Origin of the sequence: Cupriavidus pauculus (genome assembly GCF_002858765.1) — a bacterium.
Taxonomy (GTDB): Bacteria; Pseudomonadota; Gammaproteobacteria; order Burkholderiales; family Burkholderiaceae; genus Cupriavidus; species Cupriavidus pauculus_B.
On the sequence record NZ_PJRP01000008.1, the window covers coordinates 16094 to 33706 of the forward strand.

The following is a 17613-nucleotide window of genomic DNA, read 5'->3' on the forward strand; positions in this document are numbered from 1 at the left end:
AACTCCGGAAATCAGCGCACGTTCGGGTTGAAATGCTTCTTCAGGCCCTGCCAGCACGTGTAGTAGTCGTGTTGCAGCAGCGCCGATTCGGCGGCCTGGCGGGTGGGACGGATCACGCCCGGCGTCTCGAACATGAACGCCATCGTGTCGGTGATGGGGTGCGGCGTGCTGGTGTCGGATGCCGACGCCCGCTCGAACGTTTCCGCATCGGGGCCGTGGCCGCTCATGCAGTTGTGCAGGCTGGCGCCGCCGGGGGCAAAACCCTCGGCCTTGGCATCGTAGACACCGGCAATCAGGCCCATGAATTCGCTGGCGATATTGCGATGGAACCAGGGCGGGCGGAACGTATCCTGCGCGGCCAGCCAGCGCGGGCCAAAGATCACGAAGTCGATGGTGTCCACGCCCGGCGTATCGGACGGCGACTGCAGCACCAGAAAGATCGACGGATCGGGATGGTCGAAGCTGATCGAACCAATCGTGTTGAAGTGTCGAAGATCGTACTTGTACGGGGCGTAGTTGCCGTGCCAGGCCACCACGTCCAGCGGCGAATGGTCGATCTCGGCACGCCACAGATTGCCCTGGAAGCGGGCCACCAGCTCGAACTTGCCTTCGCGGTCTTCATAGCTGGCCACCGGCGTCAGGAAGTCGCGCGGGTTGGCCAGGCCATTGGAGCCGATCACGCCCAGGTCGGGCAGCTTGAACAGCGCGCCGTAGTTTTCGCAGATATAGCCACGGGCCTCGCCATCGGGCAGCTCCACACGGAAGCGCACACCGCGCGGAATCACCACGATTTCCTGCGGCTCGACGGCCAGGCGACCCATTTCCGTGGCGATCAGCAGGCGGCCCTGCTGCGGCACGATCAGCATCTCGCCGTCCGCGTTGTAGAAGAAGCGGTCCTGCATCGACCGGTTGGCCAGGTACAGATGAATGCCGCAACCGGTCTGGGCCTCGGGGCCGCCATTGCCGGCCATGGTGACGATGCCGTCCACAAAGTCCGTAGGCACGGTAGGCATCGCCGGCGGGCTCCAGCGCATCTGGTTTGGCGACGGCGGCACTTCGTCGAAACGGCTCAGCCAGCGGTCCTGATCGATGCGCACGAACGGCTTGTGCATGGCGGCCGGGCGGATCCGGTACAGCCAGGCGCGGCGGTTATGGGCGCGCGGCGCGGTAAAGGCCGTGCCGGAAATCTGCTCGGCATACAGCCCATACGGGGCGCGCTGCGGCGAATTGCGGCCCACAGGCAGCGCGCCGGGCAGCGCCTCGGTGGCAAATTCGTTGGCGAAGCCGGACATGTACTCGGCAATCCGCGAATCGGCCGCGTGCAATTGTGTTTGCGTCATGGAGTCTTCCTCTCACACCTCCGCCGGCTTTGAAGCTGGCGTTCGTCATCGGCATGGCGTGGGCGCCATATCCATCAAATTACGAATAGTAAAATTGATTCACCAAATCGTAATCACGACTGAGAGCGATGTCAAACCACAATTACGATAAGTCAGCGAACGGATGCGCGAAGGCACGTCATGACGAGCGCAGACGTCGCCTATCGATGGCGGGAACTGGGGAAAACGGAAAAGTGAAGACAGCGGCGCGCGAAAGCACGCTGCAGGCGGCAGCAGAAAGGCGCGCCATTCGATATGGCGGCCGGCAGGACAGGCAGCGCGGCGGCGAAAGCCGGCGCAGCCAACGGAATTCGTGACAGGACGAGCGGTCGCCTGTCCTGTCACGAATCCTGAGGGGTCAGACGGGCTTGTGGCCTTCCCCCGATGTGGGGCCCGAACCGAAGCCTCCGGACGACGGCGTCGAAGTCGCCGGTGCAGCTGCCGCGGCAGGCTGGCCGGCCATCGAGGCAGCCGTCACACCGCCATTGCGGCTGGCAATGAACGCGTTCACGTCGGCGGCAAGATGCTGCGGCGCAAGCACAACTTCAAGCCCCAGCGCCTCGCAGGCCGCCAGGAAAGTGGACATGCGCGGGTCGGCCTGACCCGATTCGGCACGCAGATATGCCTCGCGGGAAATCCCGGCCTTACGGGCGACGTCCTCCTGCTTGAGCTTGCGCGCTCGACGCAACGCCCGCAGTTGCCGGAACGGTTCGCTAGCGCCTCTTGGCACGGCTGTACTGTTCATGTCGGTCTCCAGTCACCAGTGAAAAAAAAGTGCGCGGACGTGCATTCGAGTATAGAGCACGTAAAGCGTTCCGTAAGGTCTGTTGTGGAACACTTTTACAGATTTCTTATGATGGCTTGATCTTCGCCGCCAGACTCTCATCCAAACGGCGGATAAAGCACAGCATCCTCCTCCCGCCCCCACATAACGGTAGTGCGCGCTTTGCGTTGACGTCACATCAGTATCGTCCATGTGTGGCACAAGGCAAGTTGACAAACCGACCGGTCGTGCTATTCTCCAACGCATGCAAAAGGGACAGCTCACGCGCACCGCGATCATCGAACAGGCTCTGCAGTCGGCCACCCAGGTCGGCTTCGAGCAGTTGTCGCTGGCCACACTGGCTGCCGACACCAACATGTCGAAGAGCGGCCTGTACGCCCACTTCAAGTCGAAGGAGGCGCTGCAGGAGGCCGTGCTGGCGCGCGCGATGGAGCGGTTCTCGGAAATCGTGGTACAGCCTGCGATGCGCCAGAAACGTGGCCTCGCCCGACTCGAAACGCTGTTCGATGGCTATCTGGCGTGGATCGCCGGCGCGGTCATCGAGGGTGGCTGCGTGTTCATGGCGCTGTCCCAGGAATACCGCAATCGGCCAGGCGTTATCCGCGACAAGCTGGTGCAGACCTTCAAGGACTGGCACAGCACCATCGTGCGCGTGGTGACCGATGCCGTGGACGAAGGCGACCTGCACGCCGATACCGACCCGCGCCAGTTTGCGTTCGAGATGGCGGGCATCGGCATGTCGTTTCAGTCATCGTCCAGGTTGATGGCCCGTGCCGACGCGGAAGTCATGGCCCGGCGCGCATTCGCGCGACTGGTCAATGACGTGAAAGAGAATCGCGGCAGCGCGACCGCCGGGACACACTGATCCTGGCAGGAAGGCTGCGGAACGCGATGGCGATTCCATGATATCCACCCGCCGCAGGGCAGCGGCATGACGGTGCAGAGGGTGGTTCAGACGGCATTTTTGCCCCATTTTCTTGCCCTGAAAATAGCACGACTGGTCGGTCGTAAAGTATAAAAAAGATGAGGCCAACGAGGTCTTGTCACCGGCCAGATCGGTAAATGATCAGTTGGAGGTGTTCGTCGTGCCGCAAGTGCTGTCATCCACATCCCAACCCGCCCCCGTCCCGCACGCTGGCGGCACCCTCACCCATCCACCGCGGACGGTGTCCAGCGCACTCGACGCGAGTGTCATGGCGTGGCGCCGGCTTCGCTGGCAAGCCGGTAGCCTGTTCTTTCCCACCGCGACCGCTACGGCGCTGGAACGGCTGTGGTTCAGTCCTCCCCGGGCCAAACACAGTCCCGAAGGCCGCCGGCTGCTGGATTCGGCGCGTACGGAATGGGCGCTGGTGACTGGCCAGGGCGCCAGCCGGCGTGTGCGGGTGTATCGCTGGGGCAACAAGGGGCCGGTCGTGCTGCTGGCACACGGCTGGGGCGGCAACGCCGGCCAGTGGCATGCCGTGGTCGGCGGCCTGCTGTCGGCGGGCATGCGCGTGGTGGCATTCGATGCGCTGTCTCACGGCGCATCCGACGCAGGCGCGCGCGGCCAGCAGCAAACCTCGATCGTGGAAATGGCGCGATCGCTATTGGCCGTGGCGTGGCACGTCGGCCCGGTGCACGCCGTCGTGGCGCATTCGCTGGGCGGCGCGGCGGCGGCCCAAGCCATCCGCGAGGGCCTGCCCGCGCGTGGGGTGGCAATGATCGGCGCCCCCGCGGACATGTACGACGCCTGCTCCGCAATGGCCTGGCAGCTTGGCATCGCGCCGCATGTGCTGAAGCGCATGCAGCGCCGCAGCGAGCAGTGGCTGGGCGCCAGTTGGTCGACGTTCAATGTGCCCGATATTGGCCGGACGCGACCGGTGCCGCCGTTGCTGGTGATTCATGACCGCAACGACAAGGAAGTGCGCTGGGAAGATGGTGCGGCTATCGCCGGAGCCTGGCCCGATTCGCGCCTGATCACGACGGAGGGCCTGGGCCACCGGCGCATTCTGCACGATGCCGATGTCATTGCGCACCTGTCGCGCTTTGTCTGCGGCCTGGCAGCCGCGCCGGCCCTGCCACCGATGACGTTCAAGACCTTCACCTCGCCATGACGTGCTGTCATCTGCCGACCGGTGTCGCGTGCGCCGGCAGGCGGATGCGCAATATGGCGCTGGCAAACTCCCTGGTCTGCAAGAACAAAAAAGCCCGCACGAAGCGGGCTTTTTTTACGAGCGAAGGAGAATCAGGTCAAGTCATCCGGCACCGGACGATAGCCCATCGGCGTCGTCGAGGCGTCCTGCACGTACTTTTTTGCGTGCGCCTCGCGCATCGGCTTGAGCACGAAGATGGCCATCAGCGCCGAGACCGCCGCCATGCCCGAGGCCAGCATGAATACCGCATGCCAGTCGCCGGTGGCCGCCGTGATCACGCTCGAGAATGGCACCAGTAGCGCGGCCGTTCCCTTGGCGGTGTAAAGCATGCCGGCGTTGGTCGCGGCGAACTTCGGGCCGAACGTATCGCCGCAAGTGGCCGGGAACAAGCTGTAGATCTCACCCCAGGCGAAGAACACGATGCCGGTCAGGATCACGAATGCCACCGGATTGTGACCATAGCTGGCCAGCAGCAGGATGCCCACGGCTTCCACCGCAAACGCCAGGAACATCGTATTTTCCCGACCGATGTTGTCTGACACCCAGCCGAAGAACGGGCGTGTCAGGCCATTCAGCACGCGGTCGATGGTCAGGGCGAAGGTCAGCGCCGGCAAGGTCAGTCCAAGGATCGACACCGGCGAGTCGTGCAGGCCGAAGTCCTTGGCGATGGGGCCCAGCTGGGCGGTGGCCATCAGACCGCCCGCAGCCATCATCACGAACATCGCGTACATGACCCAGAAGATCGGCGACGACATCACCTGGCGCGGCGACGCGTTATACGTGGTCGCGGCCTTGAGCGTCGACTTCACGTCCGCCAGGATCTTGGCCGACGGCGGCAGCAGCAGCAAGCCCAGGATCATGACGATGATGCCCTGCCCCAGACCGAAGTACAGGAACGTGGCCTCATAGCCGCTGCTCTTGATCATGTTGGCGATCGGCACGACGGTTGCGGCCGATCCGGCGCCGAAACCCGCGGCCGTCAGGCCCGCTGCCAGGCCCCGGCGATTCGGGAACCACTTCAGCGCGTTACCCACGCAGGTGCCATACACCGCGCCCGCGCCGACACCGCCAATGGCAGCCGCCACGTAGAGCATCGGCAGCGACGACGCCACCGAGTTCAACGCCCAGGCCACCGCGCATAGCAGGCCGCCCCCAACCACTACCGGGCGCGGGCCGTACTTGTCCACCAGGTAGCCTTCGATCGGCACCAGCCAGGTTTCGGTCACCACAAAGATGGTGAAAGCCACCTGGATCGCCGTGCGGCCCCAGTGGTATTTGTCGTCGATCGGATTGACGAACAGGGTCCAGCCATACTGCATGTTGGCGATCATCGCCATACAGATCACGCCAAATACAAGCTGCGTCCACGGCGATGAATACCAGGACGCCTGCGCGCTTGCGCCTTGCTGATTTTCCATGGTGTCTCCTTCTGGCGGGTGGGCCCGCTGTTGTGGATCGGCATCTGCATTGGATGCCTTTGGTGTGTGCTGCTATACGTTCTTGTCGTCGAACGGCTTAGCCGCCCTAGTGCTATACAGTATGTGGTATATCAAGCAAGTCAAGCCGATTCGGCGCACTACCTGACCTATCAGGCAGACATTCAAATGGACGTAGTCGCGCTACCGGGGTGACTGGTGCTTGGGGTGCATGAAAGCACTGCGAACGGACAGACCGATTTCCTTGCCGATCAATCACTTAGGCGTGGATTCGGCATCAATGGAAAATGCTGCGGCGCATGTCGCGGATAACCCGATCTAGGGAAAGTCCCGAGCCTTGTGACAACGCCGACTCATCAGCGGGCAAGCTGAATCGGTCGCGGTTCAGGACTGCGGCGCATGGACGAAAACTGGGAATTCCGGAAAATCCGGGGAGGAACAACGCGGAGAGGAACAGAGCGGAGGGCAATGCCTGGCTGCGTCGGGACCTGAGATCACGGGCGCAGGGGCATGGCGATGTTGCTGCTGCGAATGCAGAGAGAAAACGGCCGCTGAGGACTGCGGGAACTACGTACTTCGGGCGTTGCCGGCCGCTACAACTACCCCACTACAACAAACTGCGAATACTGCGAATACTGCGAACTACGGGTACAGCCAGTACTGCGAAAACAGCGATCAGGCGATCAAGCGTGCAGGAAGCGCGGCTGGAGCACCATGTCCGATGCGGAGCTGCCGATGCCGGTGGACGGCTCTTCCGACGAACCAAGACCAGCAAAGCGGCCATGTTCCTGTGCAGTGGTCAGCAGGCCCATCGGCAGGAAGTTGGCCAGCACGTAAGTAACAGTGACACCCAGCGAAACAACACCGAGAGCGAGGAGGGTAAGCAGCGTGGCGTTCATGAAAACTCCTAAGTCGTAAGGATCAAGGTGGATTCATTATATGCTGCACTGCGAGGTCTGTAAATATTTGGTATGTGATATATCTAGAGAGGAAACGCTCTAAAAACAACAACGCACCCCTTGGGGTGCGTTGTTCGTCTCATAGACCTGCTTGTGTGCGGTCGGATCGAGCCAATCAGGGGGTAAAAGTGTCAAATACATCGCAAAAATATTTACTGCGGCGCGGCACGTGAATCCCGTTCATCGCCCTACCCCACTTTCTTCAACAGGCCCTGGTCGTACTCCTGCGCGCGCAGGTTGTCCCAGACCGCCGCGGCATTGGGCTTCAGCGAGCGCGCCTTGCGCCGTACCAGCATGACGTTGGACGTCACCTGGGGCCGCAACGGTCGCAGGACAGCGGCGGGAGCCATGCCGCTGGCCTGCGCACGCGACGGCACCACGCCGATGCCCAGCCCCATCGCCACCATGCCGAAGATGGCAGCGAAATGCCCGAGCAACTGCAACGAGCCCGGCCTGACGTGATACGTGGACAACGCGCGCTCGACGGCGGGCTGGACCCCGGAATTCTGGTCCAGCGACAGCACCGACGCATCGGCCAGTTCGCCCCACCCCAGCGAATCGCGCGACGCCAACGGATGGTCCGCCGGCAGCACGGCCTGCAGCGGATCCACGCACAGCGGCTCGCAGTAAAGATCGTCGCAAGGCGTGGGATTGCTGGCGATACCAAAATCCACCTCGCCGCTGCGCACGCTCTGCAGCACGCAATCATGCGACCGATCGCGCAGCGTGATGCCGATGCCGGGCCATGCCTTGCGGCAGCCCGCCAGCCACATCGGCACCGACATCGAAGACAGCACGGGGTCGGTAGCGATCTGCACCGTGCCCTGGCTCGGCTTGCCGGTGCCGTGGCTGTCGCGCAGCGTCTGCTCGACTTCCTCGATCAGATGGCAGATGCGTTGCGACAACATTTCACCGGCGTCGGTCAGCTCTACCTGGCGCGTGGTGCGGTCGAACAACCGCTGGTCGATCTCTTCTTCTAGTTCTCGCACGCTACGGCTGATTGCCGACTGCGTAAGACCCAGTTCTGCCGCGGCGCGCGTAAAGCTTTTCTGGCGCGCCACCGCGGCAAAGGCCTTCAACTGAGGAAGCGAAACATTCATGGTGCCGCTCCTTCCTTGCTGGGTACTGCCGGGGTTGGGGCTCGGGCTATTCACCCTTGCCTGTGGAGAAACCTGCCATATAGGTACCGCTGTCGCTAACAGGGACAGGCTGTGCCTCGGCATGGCCCGTGATAAAGCGCCGGCGCATCGGCTGCAGCACGAACTTGGCTGCCAGCCCCGCCGCCACCGTCATGACGGCCGCCACGGCAAACACCAGGTTCCAGCCGCCCGTGTGCGACAGCACCGATGCCACCGGCACCAGCAGCGCGGCCGTGCCTTTGGCCGTATAGAGCGTACCGGCATTGGCTGCGGCGAACTTGCTACCGAACGTATCGGCACACAGCGCCGGGAAGATCGAGAAGATCTCGCCCCAGAACAGGAACGTCAGCGCCGCGAACAGCATGAACATGTACGGGTCGTGACCGAACTTCAGCAGGCCGATCAGGGACAGGCCCTCGCCGATGAAGATCAGGAACATCGTGTTCTCGCGGCCGATGCGGTCGGAGACGAAGCCGCACAGCGGACGCGTCAGCCCGTTGCACAGGTTGTCGATCGACAGCGTCATCGTCAGCAGCGGCAGCGTCATGCCCAGCATGGTCACCGGCATCGTGGCAAAGCCGAAGTCCTTGGCGATGGGGCCCAGCTGCGCGGTGGCCATGATGCCGCCCGCCGCCACGGCCACGAACGAGAGGTAGATCACCCAGAACACCGGGGTGCGCACCATCTGGCCAGGCGTGAACTCCACCGGGTTGGTCAGGATCTTCTTGTTGGCCACCAGCCCCTTGGGCGGCTGCGGCTTCACCAGCAGCAGGGCCATCGCGAAGATGAGCACGCCCTGCATGATGCCGAACGTGAAGAACGCGTGCTCATAACCCGACTTCTGGATCATGTTGGCGATGGGGATCACCGTCAGCGCCGAACCCGCGCCAAAGCCGGCGGCGGTCAGCCCGGCGGCCAGGCCGCGCTTGTCCGGGAACCACTTGAGCGCGTTGCCCACGCAGGTGCCATAGACGCCGCCCGCACCAATGCCGGCGATCACCGCCGCCGCGTAGAGCATCGGCAACGACGTGGCATAGGAATTCATCACCCACGCCAGGCCGGCACAGATGGCGCCCACGGCCACCACCGGGCGCGGGCCAAACTTGTCGACGAGCCAGCCTTCCACTGGCACGAGCCAGGTTTCGGTAACGATAAAAATGGAAAAGGCGACCTGGATCGCAGAGTCGCCCCAATGATGCTTGGCGTTCATGGGCGTAACGAACAACGTCCAGCCATACTGGAGGTTCGCCACCAGCCCCATACAGAGTACGCCAATGAATAGCTGGAACCAGCGGTTGCGAAGCAAACCGCTGTTTGAATTGCCCATGGCGGGGCCTGCCGCATTGATGTGCGCCATGTCGTGTCTCCTTGCATTAGTGTCATGCGCGCTCTGCGGCGCGCGTGGTGGGCTGGCCTTTGGGGGGACGCCCGCTTTCACTACTGAATGAGCGCGCCTGACATTGCGGCACGTGTATTCGTGGATTGATGCTACTTCAAACTTAGATCAGCACAGCATAAAGTTTTTTATTATGATCATTGACGATCCTTTATAGATTGCAGGAAATCGTGCAATGAAGAATGCCACGCTGCGCCAGCTGAAAGTCTTTGAAACGGTGGCCCGCCATCTGAGCTTTTCGCGCGCGGCGGAGGAGCTGCATCTCACGCAACCTGCTGTTTCCACACAGGTTCGGCAGCTGGAGCACCATGTCGGCCTGCCCCTTTTCGAGCAGCTCGGCAAGCGCATCTACCTGACACCGGCCGGCACGGAAATGCTCCACTACAGCCGCAGCATCATTCAGCAGTTCCGTGAGGCGGAAGCCGCAATGGGGCAGCTTAAGGGTATATCCGGGGGCCGCCTGAACGTCGCCGTGATCAGTGCGGGCGACTATTTCTTTCCGCGTCTCCTGGCCGAATTCATGAACCGGCATGATTCGGTGACCTTGAATCTTGCAGTGCACAACCGCGAGGAGCTGCTGCACCAGCTGGCAGGCAACCTGACCGACCTGGCTGTCATGGTACGCCCCCCCGAGGGCATGGACACCATTGCCGAATCGTTTGCCCCGCACCCCTATGTGATCGTGGCCGCGCCCAATCATCCGCTCGTGGGCCAGCGCAATATCCCGTTGGCGGGCCTGGCCGAAGAAGCGTTCGTCTCGCGCGAGAAGGGCTCGGACACCTGGAACTCCATGCAGGAAGGTTTTGCCGGCCGGCTCTCGAACCTGCGCATCGCGATGGAGATCAAGAGCACCGAGACCATCAAGCAGGCCGTGATTGCCAACATGGGCATCGCGTTCCTGTCGGCCCACACCGTGGGCCTGGAACTCCAGACCGGCAAGCTGGCCGTCCTAGATATCGAGGGGTTCCCGGTGATGCTGAACTGGTATGTCGTCCATCGCAAGAACAAGCGCCTGCCGCCCGTGGCGCTGGCATTCAAGCAGTTCCTGATGGAGGAAGGTCACACGCTGATCCAGCAGATCACCGGCGTGGAAGGCCTGATCCGGCCGCATCCTGGCCAGTCATCCCATATATAAGCAATAACTTATGGTTTTGCGATAAAACTTTAATTATCGTAAATCGTTCTTCCTGCCTAAGCTTCGGACATCACACGCTGCGGTACAGACGTGTGCAACCACAGGAGACGATCATGAACCACCTCCAATCCGACGCGCCCGCCACCGTTGCAATGTCGACGGCCGTCAGCGAGATGCGCCACGTTGATCGTGAGATCCAGCTGGCCGCCTACAACGCTGCATTCACCGAACTGGGCCTGCGCTTCCGCTGGGACGCACCGATGTTCGACTGGCTGTGCGGCATCGACTGCGAGAAGACGCGCGTCACGCGCTATATCGAGCAGTACCATGCCCACCTGCTGAACGCGTACGACGCGCCGTTCCTGAGCCAGCTGATCTTCGACAAGAAGAACGAATACCTGCGCGGCATGGCCGGCGCCGGCGCGAACTAAGTTCCGCGGCGCTGCCAGAGCGACAAGGGCCCCGTCATGGGGCCCTTCGCTTTTCTACTATCTCTACGGTTGCTTCCGCGCATGGTAGGGGCGCGGGGGAAAACTCGGCAGCGCAAATTGCGGCTTGTCTCAAATTGAGCCGCCCGCCCTCTCCCTCGCTCCTCTCCCGCATACGGGAGAGGGGAGAAAACCAGCAGGAGGGGTGGATACTCCGTCAGATCTTTCCGGCCCCGCGGGCCCACTTGTACTTGGCCCCCAGCACTGCCACCGGGATTTCCGTCGAGTACGCGTAGGCCGGTACGCCGTGCTCGTACAGGTATTCGGCAGCTTCCTCCACCTGCACGTCGCCGGCTAGCGACGCCACGATCGGCTTCTCGATGCCCAGCGCCTTCATTTCCTCCTTGACCTCGACCACGAGTTTGGCGAATACCATCGGCGGCGTGATGATCGTGTGCCAGTAGCCCAGGATGATGGCGTGGATGCGCGGGTCTTCCAGGCCCAGCTTGATCGTGTTCTTGTAGGTGGACGGCGGCTCGCCACCGGTGATGTCCACCGGGTTGCCGGCCGCACCGAACGGCGGGATGAACTTGCGGAACGCGGCGTCCAGGTCATCGGGCATGGACATCAGCGACAGGCCGTTGTCCACGCAGGCATCGGACAGCAGCACGCCTGAACCGCCGGCGCCGGTGATGATCACCACGTTCTCGCCCTGCGGCGTCGGCAGCTTGGGGATGCCCCGCGCGAACTCCAGCAGGTCGCGCAGCGAGCGGGCGCGGATCACGCCGGCCTGCTTGAACACGTCCTCGTAGATCTTGTCGTTGCCGGCCAGCGCGCCCGTGTGCGAACTGGCAGCGCGGGCGCCCATGCTGGTCCGGCCCGCCTTGAGCACCACCACCGGCTTCTTTTTCGATACGCGGCTGGCCGCTTCGGCAAACGCACGGCCATCCTTCAGGTCTTCGCAGTGCTGGGCGATGATCTCGGTGTTGTCGTCCTGCTCGAAGAACGTCAGCAGATCGTCTTCGTCGATATCCGACTTGTTGCCCAGGCCCACGATAGCCGACACGCCCATCTTGGCCGACCGCGAGAAGCCGATGATGGCCATGCCGATGCCACCTGACTGCGACGACAGCGCCGCCTTGCCCTTCACGTCGTACGGCGTGCAGAACGTGGCGCAAAGGTTCTTCGGCGTGTAGTAGAAACCGTAGATATTCGGTCCCATCAGGCGGATGTCGTGCTTGCGCGCGATGGCCACGATCTCTTCCTGGCCTTCAACGTTGCCGGTCTCGGCAAAGCCTGACGGAATCAGCACGGCGCCCGGAATGCCCTTCTTGCCCACCTCTTCCAGCGCCTGCGCCACAAACTTGGCGGGAATCGCGAACACGGCCACGTCGACGTCGCCCGGCACATCGAGCACGCTCTTGTAGGCCGTCATGCCCATGATCTCTTCGGCCTTGGGATGGATCGGATAGATCTTGCCCTGGTAGCCGCCGTTGATCAGGTTTTTCATCACCGAATTGCCAATTTTCCCGTCTTCGGCCGACGCACCGATCACGGCCACGGTATCGGGCTTCATGATGCGGTTCATCTGGCGGACGATGTCTTCCTGGCTCGGGCGATATTTCTGCGGCTGCGGCGAGTGGTCGACCACGATGCGCACGTCGGCGGCAATCGCGCCGGTCGCGCTGGCGAACACTGGGTTCAGGTCGAGTTCGGAGATTTCCGGAAAGTCACTGACCAGTTCCGACACGCGCTGGATCATGGTCGCCAGCGCCTCGCGATTGGCCGGCGCGGCGCCGCGCACGCCCTTGAGCACTTCGGCGGCGGCGATGCCATCGAGCATCGACAACCCGTCATCGTACGAAGCCGGCGCCATGCGGAACGTGATGTCCTTGAGCACTTCCACCAGCACGCCGCCCAGGCCGAACGCCACCAGCTTGCCGAACGACGGATCGGTCACGGCCCCGATGATCACTTCCTGGCCACCGGTAATCATCTGCTGCACCTGCACGCCGACGATATTGGCGTCGGCCTTGTACTGCTTCGCGTTCTCGAGGATCTTCAGGTAGCCCTGCTCCACCTCGGCCGCCGATTTCAGGCCCACCAGCACGCCACCGGCCTCGGTCTTGTGCAGGATGTCGGGCGAGACGATCTTGAGCACCACCGGAAATCCCATCTTGCTGGCCAGCTCGACGGCGCCCGTCGGCGATTTCGCCACGCCCTCGCCCGGCACCGAAATGCCGTAGGCATCGCAAACCAGCTTGCCCTCGGGGGCGGTCAGTGCATCGCGGCCTTCTTCCTTGACGGTCGCGAGGATCTTGCGCACCGCATCCTTGTCATGTGCCATGTCAGGTCTCCATCTGTTCTGGCGGGATGACCGCCAATATTTAGACGTGCAAAGGGGCAGCCGCCCCGCATCGGTTGACGTGGGCGGCATGCGGACTGCTCTGGAGAAATCGTCAGGGATGCGGCGCGGGCGCTAGACGGCTCCGGCCGCCTTCAATGCGGCAATCTGTGCCGGCGAACGGCCCAGCCATTCGAGCACTTCATCGGTATGCTCGCCCAGCAGCGGCGAGCGCTCGACTTCCACCGGCGAATCGGACAGCGTGATCGGGCAGCCAAGCTGCACGTACTTGCCGCGCTGCGGGTGATCCAGTTCCACGAGGTAGCCGCGGTCGTACAGCGAGCCGTCCTCGATCAGGTCCTTCATCGACAGGATCGGGCCACACGGCACGTCCACCTCGTTCAGGGCCGCCATGACCTCGAACTTGGTCCGCGTCCGGGTCCACTTCTCGACGACACCGAAGCACTCGCCCAGGATCTTCAGGCGGCCTTCCGGTGTAGCGAAGTTCGGATGCGTGATCAGGTCCTCGCGGCCGCTCAGGCGCATCAGCGGCTCCCAGCCCTGCGGCTGGATGATGACGTACACGTAATCGTTGGCCCCGCCTGGCGCGCAGCGCAGCGCGGCGCCCGGCTGGCCGCCGCCCGACGCGTTGCCGGCCCGTGGCACGAAATCGCCGAATTCCTGGCTCGGGTATTCCTTGAGCGGCCCGGCCGCCAGGCGCTGCTGGTCGCGCAGCTTCACGCGGCACAGGTTCAGGACCGCATCCTGCATGGCCACTTCCACGCGCTGGCCACGGCCCGACTTCTCGCGATGCAGCAGTGCGGCCAGGATACCCACCACGCAATGCACGCCGGTGCCCGAGTCGCCGATCTGCGCGCCGGTCACAGTGGGCACGCCGTCGGCGTCGCCGGTGGTGCTGGCCGATCCGCCCATGCACTGGGCCACGTTCTCGTACGCCTTGCAGTCGGCGTACGGGCCGGGGCCGAAACCCTTGATCGACGCATAGATCAGGCGCGGATTCAGCGTCTGCAGGCGGTCCCAGTCGAAGCCGGCGCGATCCAGCACGCCCGGCCCGAAGTTCTCGACCAGCACGTCGCAGCGCTGCACCAACTCTTCCAGCAAGGCCTTGCCCTCGGGCGTCTTCATATTGAGGGTCACGCTGCGCTTGTTCGAGTTCAGCATCGTGAAGTACAGGCTGTCGGCGTTTGGCACATCCCGCAGCTGGCTGCGCGTGATGTCGCCGCGACCGGGCAGCTCGACCTTGATCACGTCAGCGCCCAGCCAGGCCATCAGCTGGGTGGCCGAAGGGCCGGCCTGCACATGCGTCATGTCCAGGATGCGGACCCCTTCCAGAGCCTTGTTGTTCATGGCGTTGTCTCCTTGAGGATTCTCGTGAAGGCAATGTCTGGGCGACCGGCCTTGCCTGTTTGACCGGATCGCGTTTCGCGTTCGCGCCGTGAGGGCGTCGATCTTGCTAAACACGGTATGTGATATATCACGCTGCAACAAGAAAAATGTCGGCAGGTCCACCAACTTTCGGTTCTGCGCCGCACCAAATTCGGGCGCCATATCCGCGAAAACCCTCGACACAGAAGGCTTTGCGATCAATACCGGTGCATTGATGCCGTGCGCTTGTCAGCCGAAGACCCTCCTTCGATGCCGGCATCAACCGAGGCATTTTTCGCCACTTTTTCCTTATTTCTGTTGATATATTACATACCATATTTTAGTCTACGAAAAACGAAAACAGCCGGACACCGCGCTGCGCCCCCGGGCGCTTCTCATGCGAGGAGACACATTGCACATTCACGAACATCAGGCCAAGGAGTTGCTCAGGCGCTATGACGTGCCCGTACCGCAGGGCTGCGTGGCCTTTACGCCAGACGAGGCCACCCACGCCGCCCGCAAGCTGGGCGGCACGGTCTGGGTGGTGAAATCGCAGATCCACGCGGGCGGCCGCGGTGTCGGCCGCTTTGTCGGCGACGGCTCGGGCAAGGGCGGCGTGCGCATTGCGACGTCAATCGACGAGGTGCACGCCCACGCCATGCAGATGCTGGGCAAGACGCTGGTCACCCGGCAGACCGGCCCGGCCGGCCGGACGGTGCGGCGTCTCTATATCGAGAAAGGCTTCGACATCGCGCGGGAGTTGTACCTGGGCATCCTGATCGACCGCGCCACGTCGCGCATCACCATCATGGCGTCCACCGAGGGCGGCATCGACATCGAAGAGGTCGCCGCACGCACGCCGGAGAAGATCATGAAGGTAGCGATCGATCCGGCCAGCGGCATCCAGCCGTTTCATGCGCGCCGGCTGGCCAGCAGCCTGAGACTCTCGGGCAAGCAGGTGGGCGCGGCCACGCGCTTCATCCTGTCGGTCTACCGCGCATTTACCGAACTCGACGCGTCGATCGTCGAGATCAATCCGCTGGTGGTCACCGGCAGCGGCGACGTGATGGCGCTAGACGCCAAGTTCAGCTTCGACGACAACGCCCTCTTCCGCCACCCTGAAATCGAGGCCATGCGCGACGAGAGCGAGGAAGACCCGGCCGAAGCCGAGGCCGCGCGCCATGGGCTGAGCTACGTGCGGCTGGACGGCAATATCGGCTGCATGGTGAACGGCGCCGGCCTGGCGATGGCCACCATGGACCTCATCAAGCGCCATGGCGCCGCGCCGGCCAACTTCCTCGACGTGGGCGGCGGCGCCACACAGGAACGCGTGACGACCGCCTTCCGGCTGATCGCGGCCGACCCCAAGGTCGAGGGCATCCTGGTGAACATCTTCGGCGGCATCATGCGCTGCGACGTGATTGCCGAAGGCGTGGTGGCCGCCGCGCACGACGTGGACCTGACCGTGCCACTGGTGGTGCGGCTGGAAGGCACCCACGTCGAACAGGGCAGGCAGATCCTGCGCAATTCGGGCCTGCCGATCCTGTCCGCCAGCCATCTTGGCGATGCGGCCGAGAAAGTGGTGGCCGCCGTGCGCGCCACGCAAAAAAAAGGAGGCAAGTGACATGGCTGTCCTGATCCACCAGCACACGCGCGTGATCTGCCAGGGCTTGACGGGCGCACAAGGTACGTTCCACGCCGAGCAGGCGCTGGCCTATGGCACGAAGATGGTCGCGGGCGTCACCCCCGGCAAGGGTGGCGAACTGCACCTGGGGCTGCCGGTCTTCGACACCGTGGCCGCCGCGGCCCATGCCACCGGCGCCGATGCATCGGTCATCTACGTGCCGCCGCCGTTTGCCGCCGATGCGATCCTGGAAGCCGTCGACGCCGGCATTGCGCTGATCGTCTGCATTACCGAAGGCATTCCCGTGATGGACATGGTGCGGGTCAAGCGTGCCCTGTCAGGGTCCGGCAGCCGGCTGATCGGGCCGAACAGCCCTGGCCTGATCACGCCGGGGCAGTGCAAGATCGGCATCATGCCGGGGCACATCCATACGCCGGGCAAGATCGGCGTGGTGTCGCGTTCGGGCACCCTCACCTACGAGGCCGTGGCGCAGACCACGGCGGCCGGGCTGGGGCAATCGACCTGCATCGGCATTGGTGGCGATCCGGTGAACGGCACCGACTTCATCGACTGCCTGGAGATGTTCCTGGCCGACGACCAGACCGAAGGCATCATCATGATCGGAGAAATCGGCGGTTCGGCGGAGGAAGATGCGGCGCGGTTCCTGCGCGATGCGCGCACGCGCAAACCCGTGGTGAGCTTTATCGCCGGCACCACGGCGCCGCCAGGACGCCGCATGGGCCATGCCGGCGCCATCATCTCGGGCGGCACGGGCACGGCCGAGGCAAAGATCGACGCCATGCGCGAGGCCGGCATCCACGTGGCCGCATCGCCAGCGGAACTGGGTACGACCATGGCAGCAGCCCTGCGATAGCGATGCAAAAACAAACGGGGCGCAACGATGCGCCCCGATATCGGTGAGTCAGCCGGCTCAGGCCGCAGCGCTGGCCTGGGCTTCCAGTTCCGTGATGCGCTTGCGCAGCGCCCGCTCTTCCTGAAAGCGCACGGTCTCGTCGCGGATCACCGCCACGATGCCGGTGACTTCGCCGCCGTCGCCATGCAGGAGCGCAACGGTGAAGGCGATCGACATCGCATCGCCCCTCTTGTTGATCGCCGGAACCTTCAGCAGGTCATGACCGTAGCGGGTCTTGCCCGTTGTCATGGTCTTGTCGTAGCCCTCCCAATGGCGCGCACGCAGGCGCTCGGGAATGATCAGGTCCAGCGACTTGCCCAGGGCTTCTTCCTGGGTAAAGCCGAACATGTATTCCGCCGCAGGGTTCCACAACGTGATGGCGCCGTCAGCGCCGGAGATGATGACGGCGTCGCCGATGGCCGACACCAATTGTTCGTAGTCGATTGCAGTCTGCATGATCATTCCTGAGGAATGTTGGGGTGGCCCGGTTTGCCGCCCCGGGTCCGGGCTGCCGTTGCGATACGGTCGGCCATGCCGGTTGCTCCGGCCGGCGTCCAG

The 17613-nt window shown here is 63.4% G+C and carries 15 protein-coding genes; 6 read left to right on the forward strand and 9 right to left on the reverse strand.

The features are described 5' to 3' along the window. Positions 1-11 precede the first annotated feature (11 nt). Both hmgA and CYJ10_RS17380 read right to left on the reverse strand, forming a co-directional pair. A complete protein-coding gene (gene hmgA / locus CYJ10_RS17375; protein WP_101682737.1) occupies positions 12-1340 on the reverse strand; it encodes a homogentisate 1,2-dioxygenase in 1329 nt (442 codons plus the stop codon). A 397-nt stretch (positions 1341-1737) separates the two neighbouring features. Beyond that, complete coding sequence (locus tag CYJ10_RS17380) at positions 1738-2124, reverse strand: helix-turn-helix domain-containing protein (RefSeq protein WP_029050932.1); 387 nt, start codon at positions 2122-2124, stop codon at positions 1738-1740. 283 nt (positions 2125-2407) lie between these two features. Between CYJ10_RS17380 and CYJ10_RS17385 the strand changes: the two genes are divergently transcribed. Both CYJ10_RS17385 and CYJ10_RS17390 read left to right on the forward strand, forming a co-directional pair. Beyond that, complete coding sequence (locus CYJ10_RS17385) at positions 2408-3028, forward strand: TetR/AcrR family transcriptional regulator (protein ID WP_101682738.1); 621 nt, start codon at positions 2408-2410, stop codon at positions 3026-3028. Positions 3029-3356: 328 nt separating this feature from the next. Next, positions 3357-4256 (forward strand): alpha/beta fold hydrolase, encoded by a 900-nt coding sequence (locus CYJ10_RS17390; protein ID WP_257993391.1) that lies wholly within the window; start codon positions 3357-3359, stop codon positions 4254-4256. Between the two features lie 131 nt (positions 4257-4387). Here the strand turns inward: CYJ10_RS17390 and oxlT (CYJ10_RS17395) are convergent, their stop codons facing one another. The 4 genes from oxlT (CYJ10_RS17395) to oxlT (CYJ10_RS17410) form a co-directional block, all read right to left on the reverse strand. Beyond that, a complete protein-coding gene (oxlT, locus tag CYJ10_RS17395) occupies positions 4388-5713 on the reverse strand; it encodes an oxalate/formate MFS antiporter (protein WP_101682739.1) in 1326 nt (441 codons plus the stop codon). A 701-nt stretch (positions 5714-6414) separates the two neighbouring features. After that, positions 6415-6630 carry a hypothetical protein gene (locus tag CYJ10_RS17400; protein ID WP_101682740.1) on the reverse strand — a complete coding sequence of 72 codons (216 nt, stop codon included), beginning with the start codon at positions 6628-6630 and terminating at the stop codon, positions 6415-6417. 248 nt (positions 6631-6878) lie between these two features. Continuing rightward, positions 6879-7790, reverse strand: a complete 912-nt coding sequence (locus tag CYJ10_RS17405) for a LysR family transcriptional regulator (protein ID WP_101682741.1) — start codon at positions 7788-7790, stop codon at positions 6879-6881. A gap of 46 nt (positions 7791-7836) precedes the next feature. After that, positions 7837-9186 carry an oxalate/formate MFS antiporter gene (oxlT, locus tag CYJ10_RS17410; RefSeq protein ID WP_101682742.1) on the reverse strand — a complete coding sequence of 450 codons (1350 nt, stop codon included), beginning with the start codon at positions 9184-9186 and terminating at the stop codon, positions 7837-7839. A 214-nt stretch (positions 9187-9400) separates the two neighbouring features. Here oxlT (CYJ10_RS17410) and CYJ10_RS17415 point away from each other — a divergent pair, with 214 nt between their 5' ends. After that, complete coding sequence (locus CYJ10_RS17415) at positions 9401-10360, forward strand: LysR family transcriptional regulator (RefSeq protein WP_101682743.1); 960 nt, start codon at positions 9401-9403, stop codon at positions 10358-10360. Positions 10361-10473: 113 nt separating this feature from the next. Continuing rightward, entirely contained in the window at positions 10474-10791 is a 318-nt protein-coding gene (locus tag CYJ10_RS17420; RefSeq protein WP_101682744.1) for a LysR family transcriptional regulator, read from the forward strand. A 214-nt stretch (positions 10792-11005) separates the two neighbouring features. Here the strand turns inward: CYJ10_RS17420 and CYJ10_RS17425 are convergent, their stop codons facing one another. Together CYJ10_RS17425 and frc are read right to left on the reverse strand one after the other, a co-directional pair. Beyond that, complete coding sequence (locus CYJ10_RS17425; protein WP_101682745.1) at positions 11006-13135, reverse strand: acetate--CoA ligase family protein; 2130 nt, start codon at positions 13133-13135, stop codon at positions 11006-11008. Positions 13136-13267: 132 nt separating this feature from the next. Then, positions 13268-14500, reverse strand: a complete 1233-nt coding sequence (gene frc / locus CYJ10_RS17430; protein ID WP_101682746.1) for a formyl-CoA transferase — start codon at positions 14498-14500, stop codon at positions 13268-13270. Between the two features lie 430 nt (positions 14501-14930). On the opposite strand from frc, the gene sucC reads away from it, so the two are divergent. Together sucC and sucD are read left to right on the forward strand one after the other, a co-directional pair. Next, on the forward strand, positions 14931-16142 hold the full coding sequence (gene sucC, locus CYJ10_RS17435; RefSeq protein ID WP_101682747.1) for an ADP-forming succinate--CoA ligase subunit beta: 1212 nt from the start codon (positions 14931-14933) through the stop codon (positions 16140-16142). A 1-nt stretch (position 16143) separates the two neighbouring features. Next, complete coding sequence (sucD, locus tag CYJ10_RS17440) at positions 16144-17016, forward strand: succinate--CoA ligase subunit alpha (RefSeq protein WP_101682748.1); 873 nt, start codon at positions 16144-16146, stop codon at positions 17014-17016. A 57-nt stretch (positions 17017-17073) separates the two neighbouring features. On the opposite strand, the gene CYJ10_RS17445 is transcribed toward sucD, so the two are convergent. Continuing rightward, positions 17074-17511, reverse strand: a complete 438-nt coding sequence (locus CYJ10_RS17445) for a PAS domain S-box protein (RefSeq protein WP_101682951.1) — start codon at positions 17509-17511, stop codon at positions 17074-17076. Positions 17512-17613 lie beyond the last annotated feature (102 nt).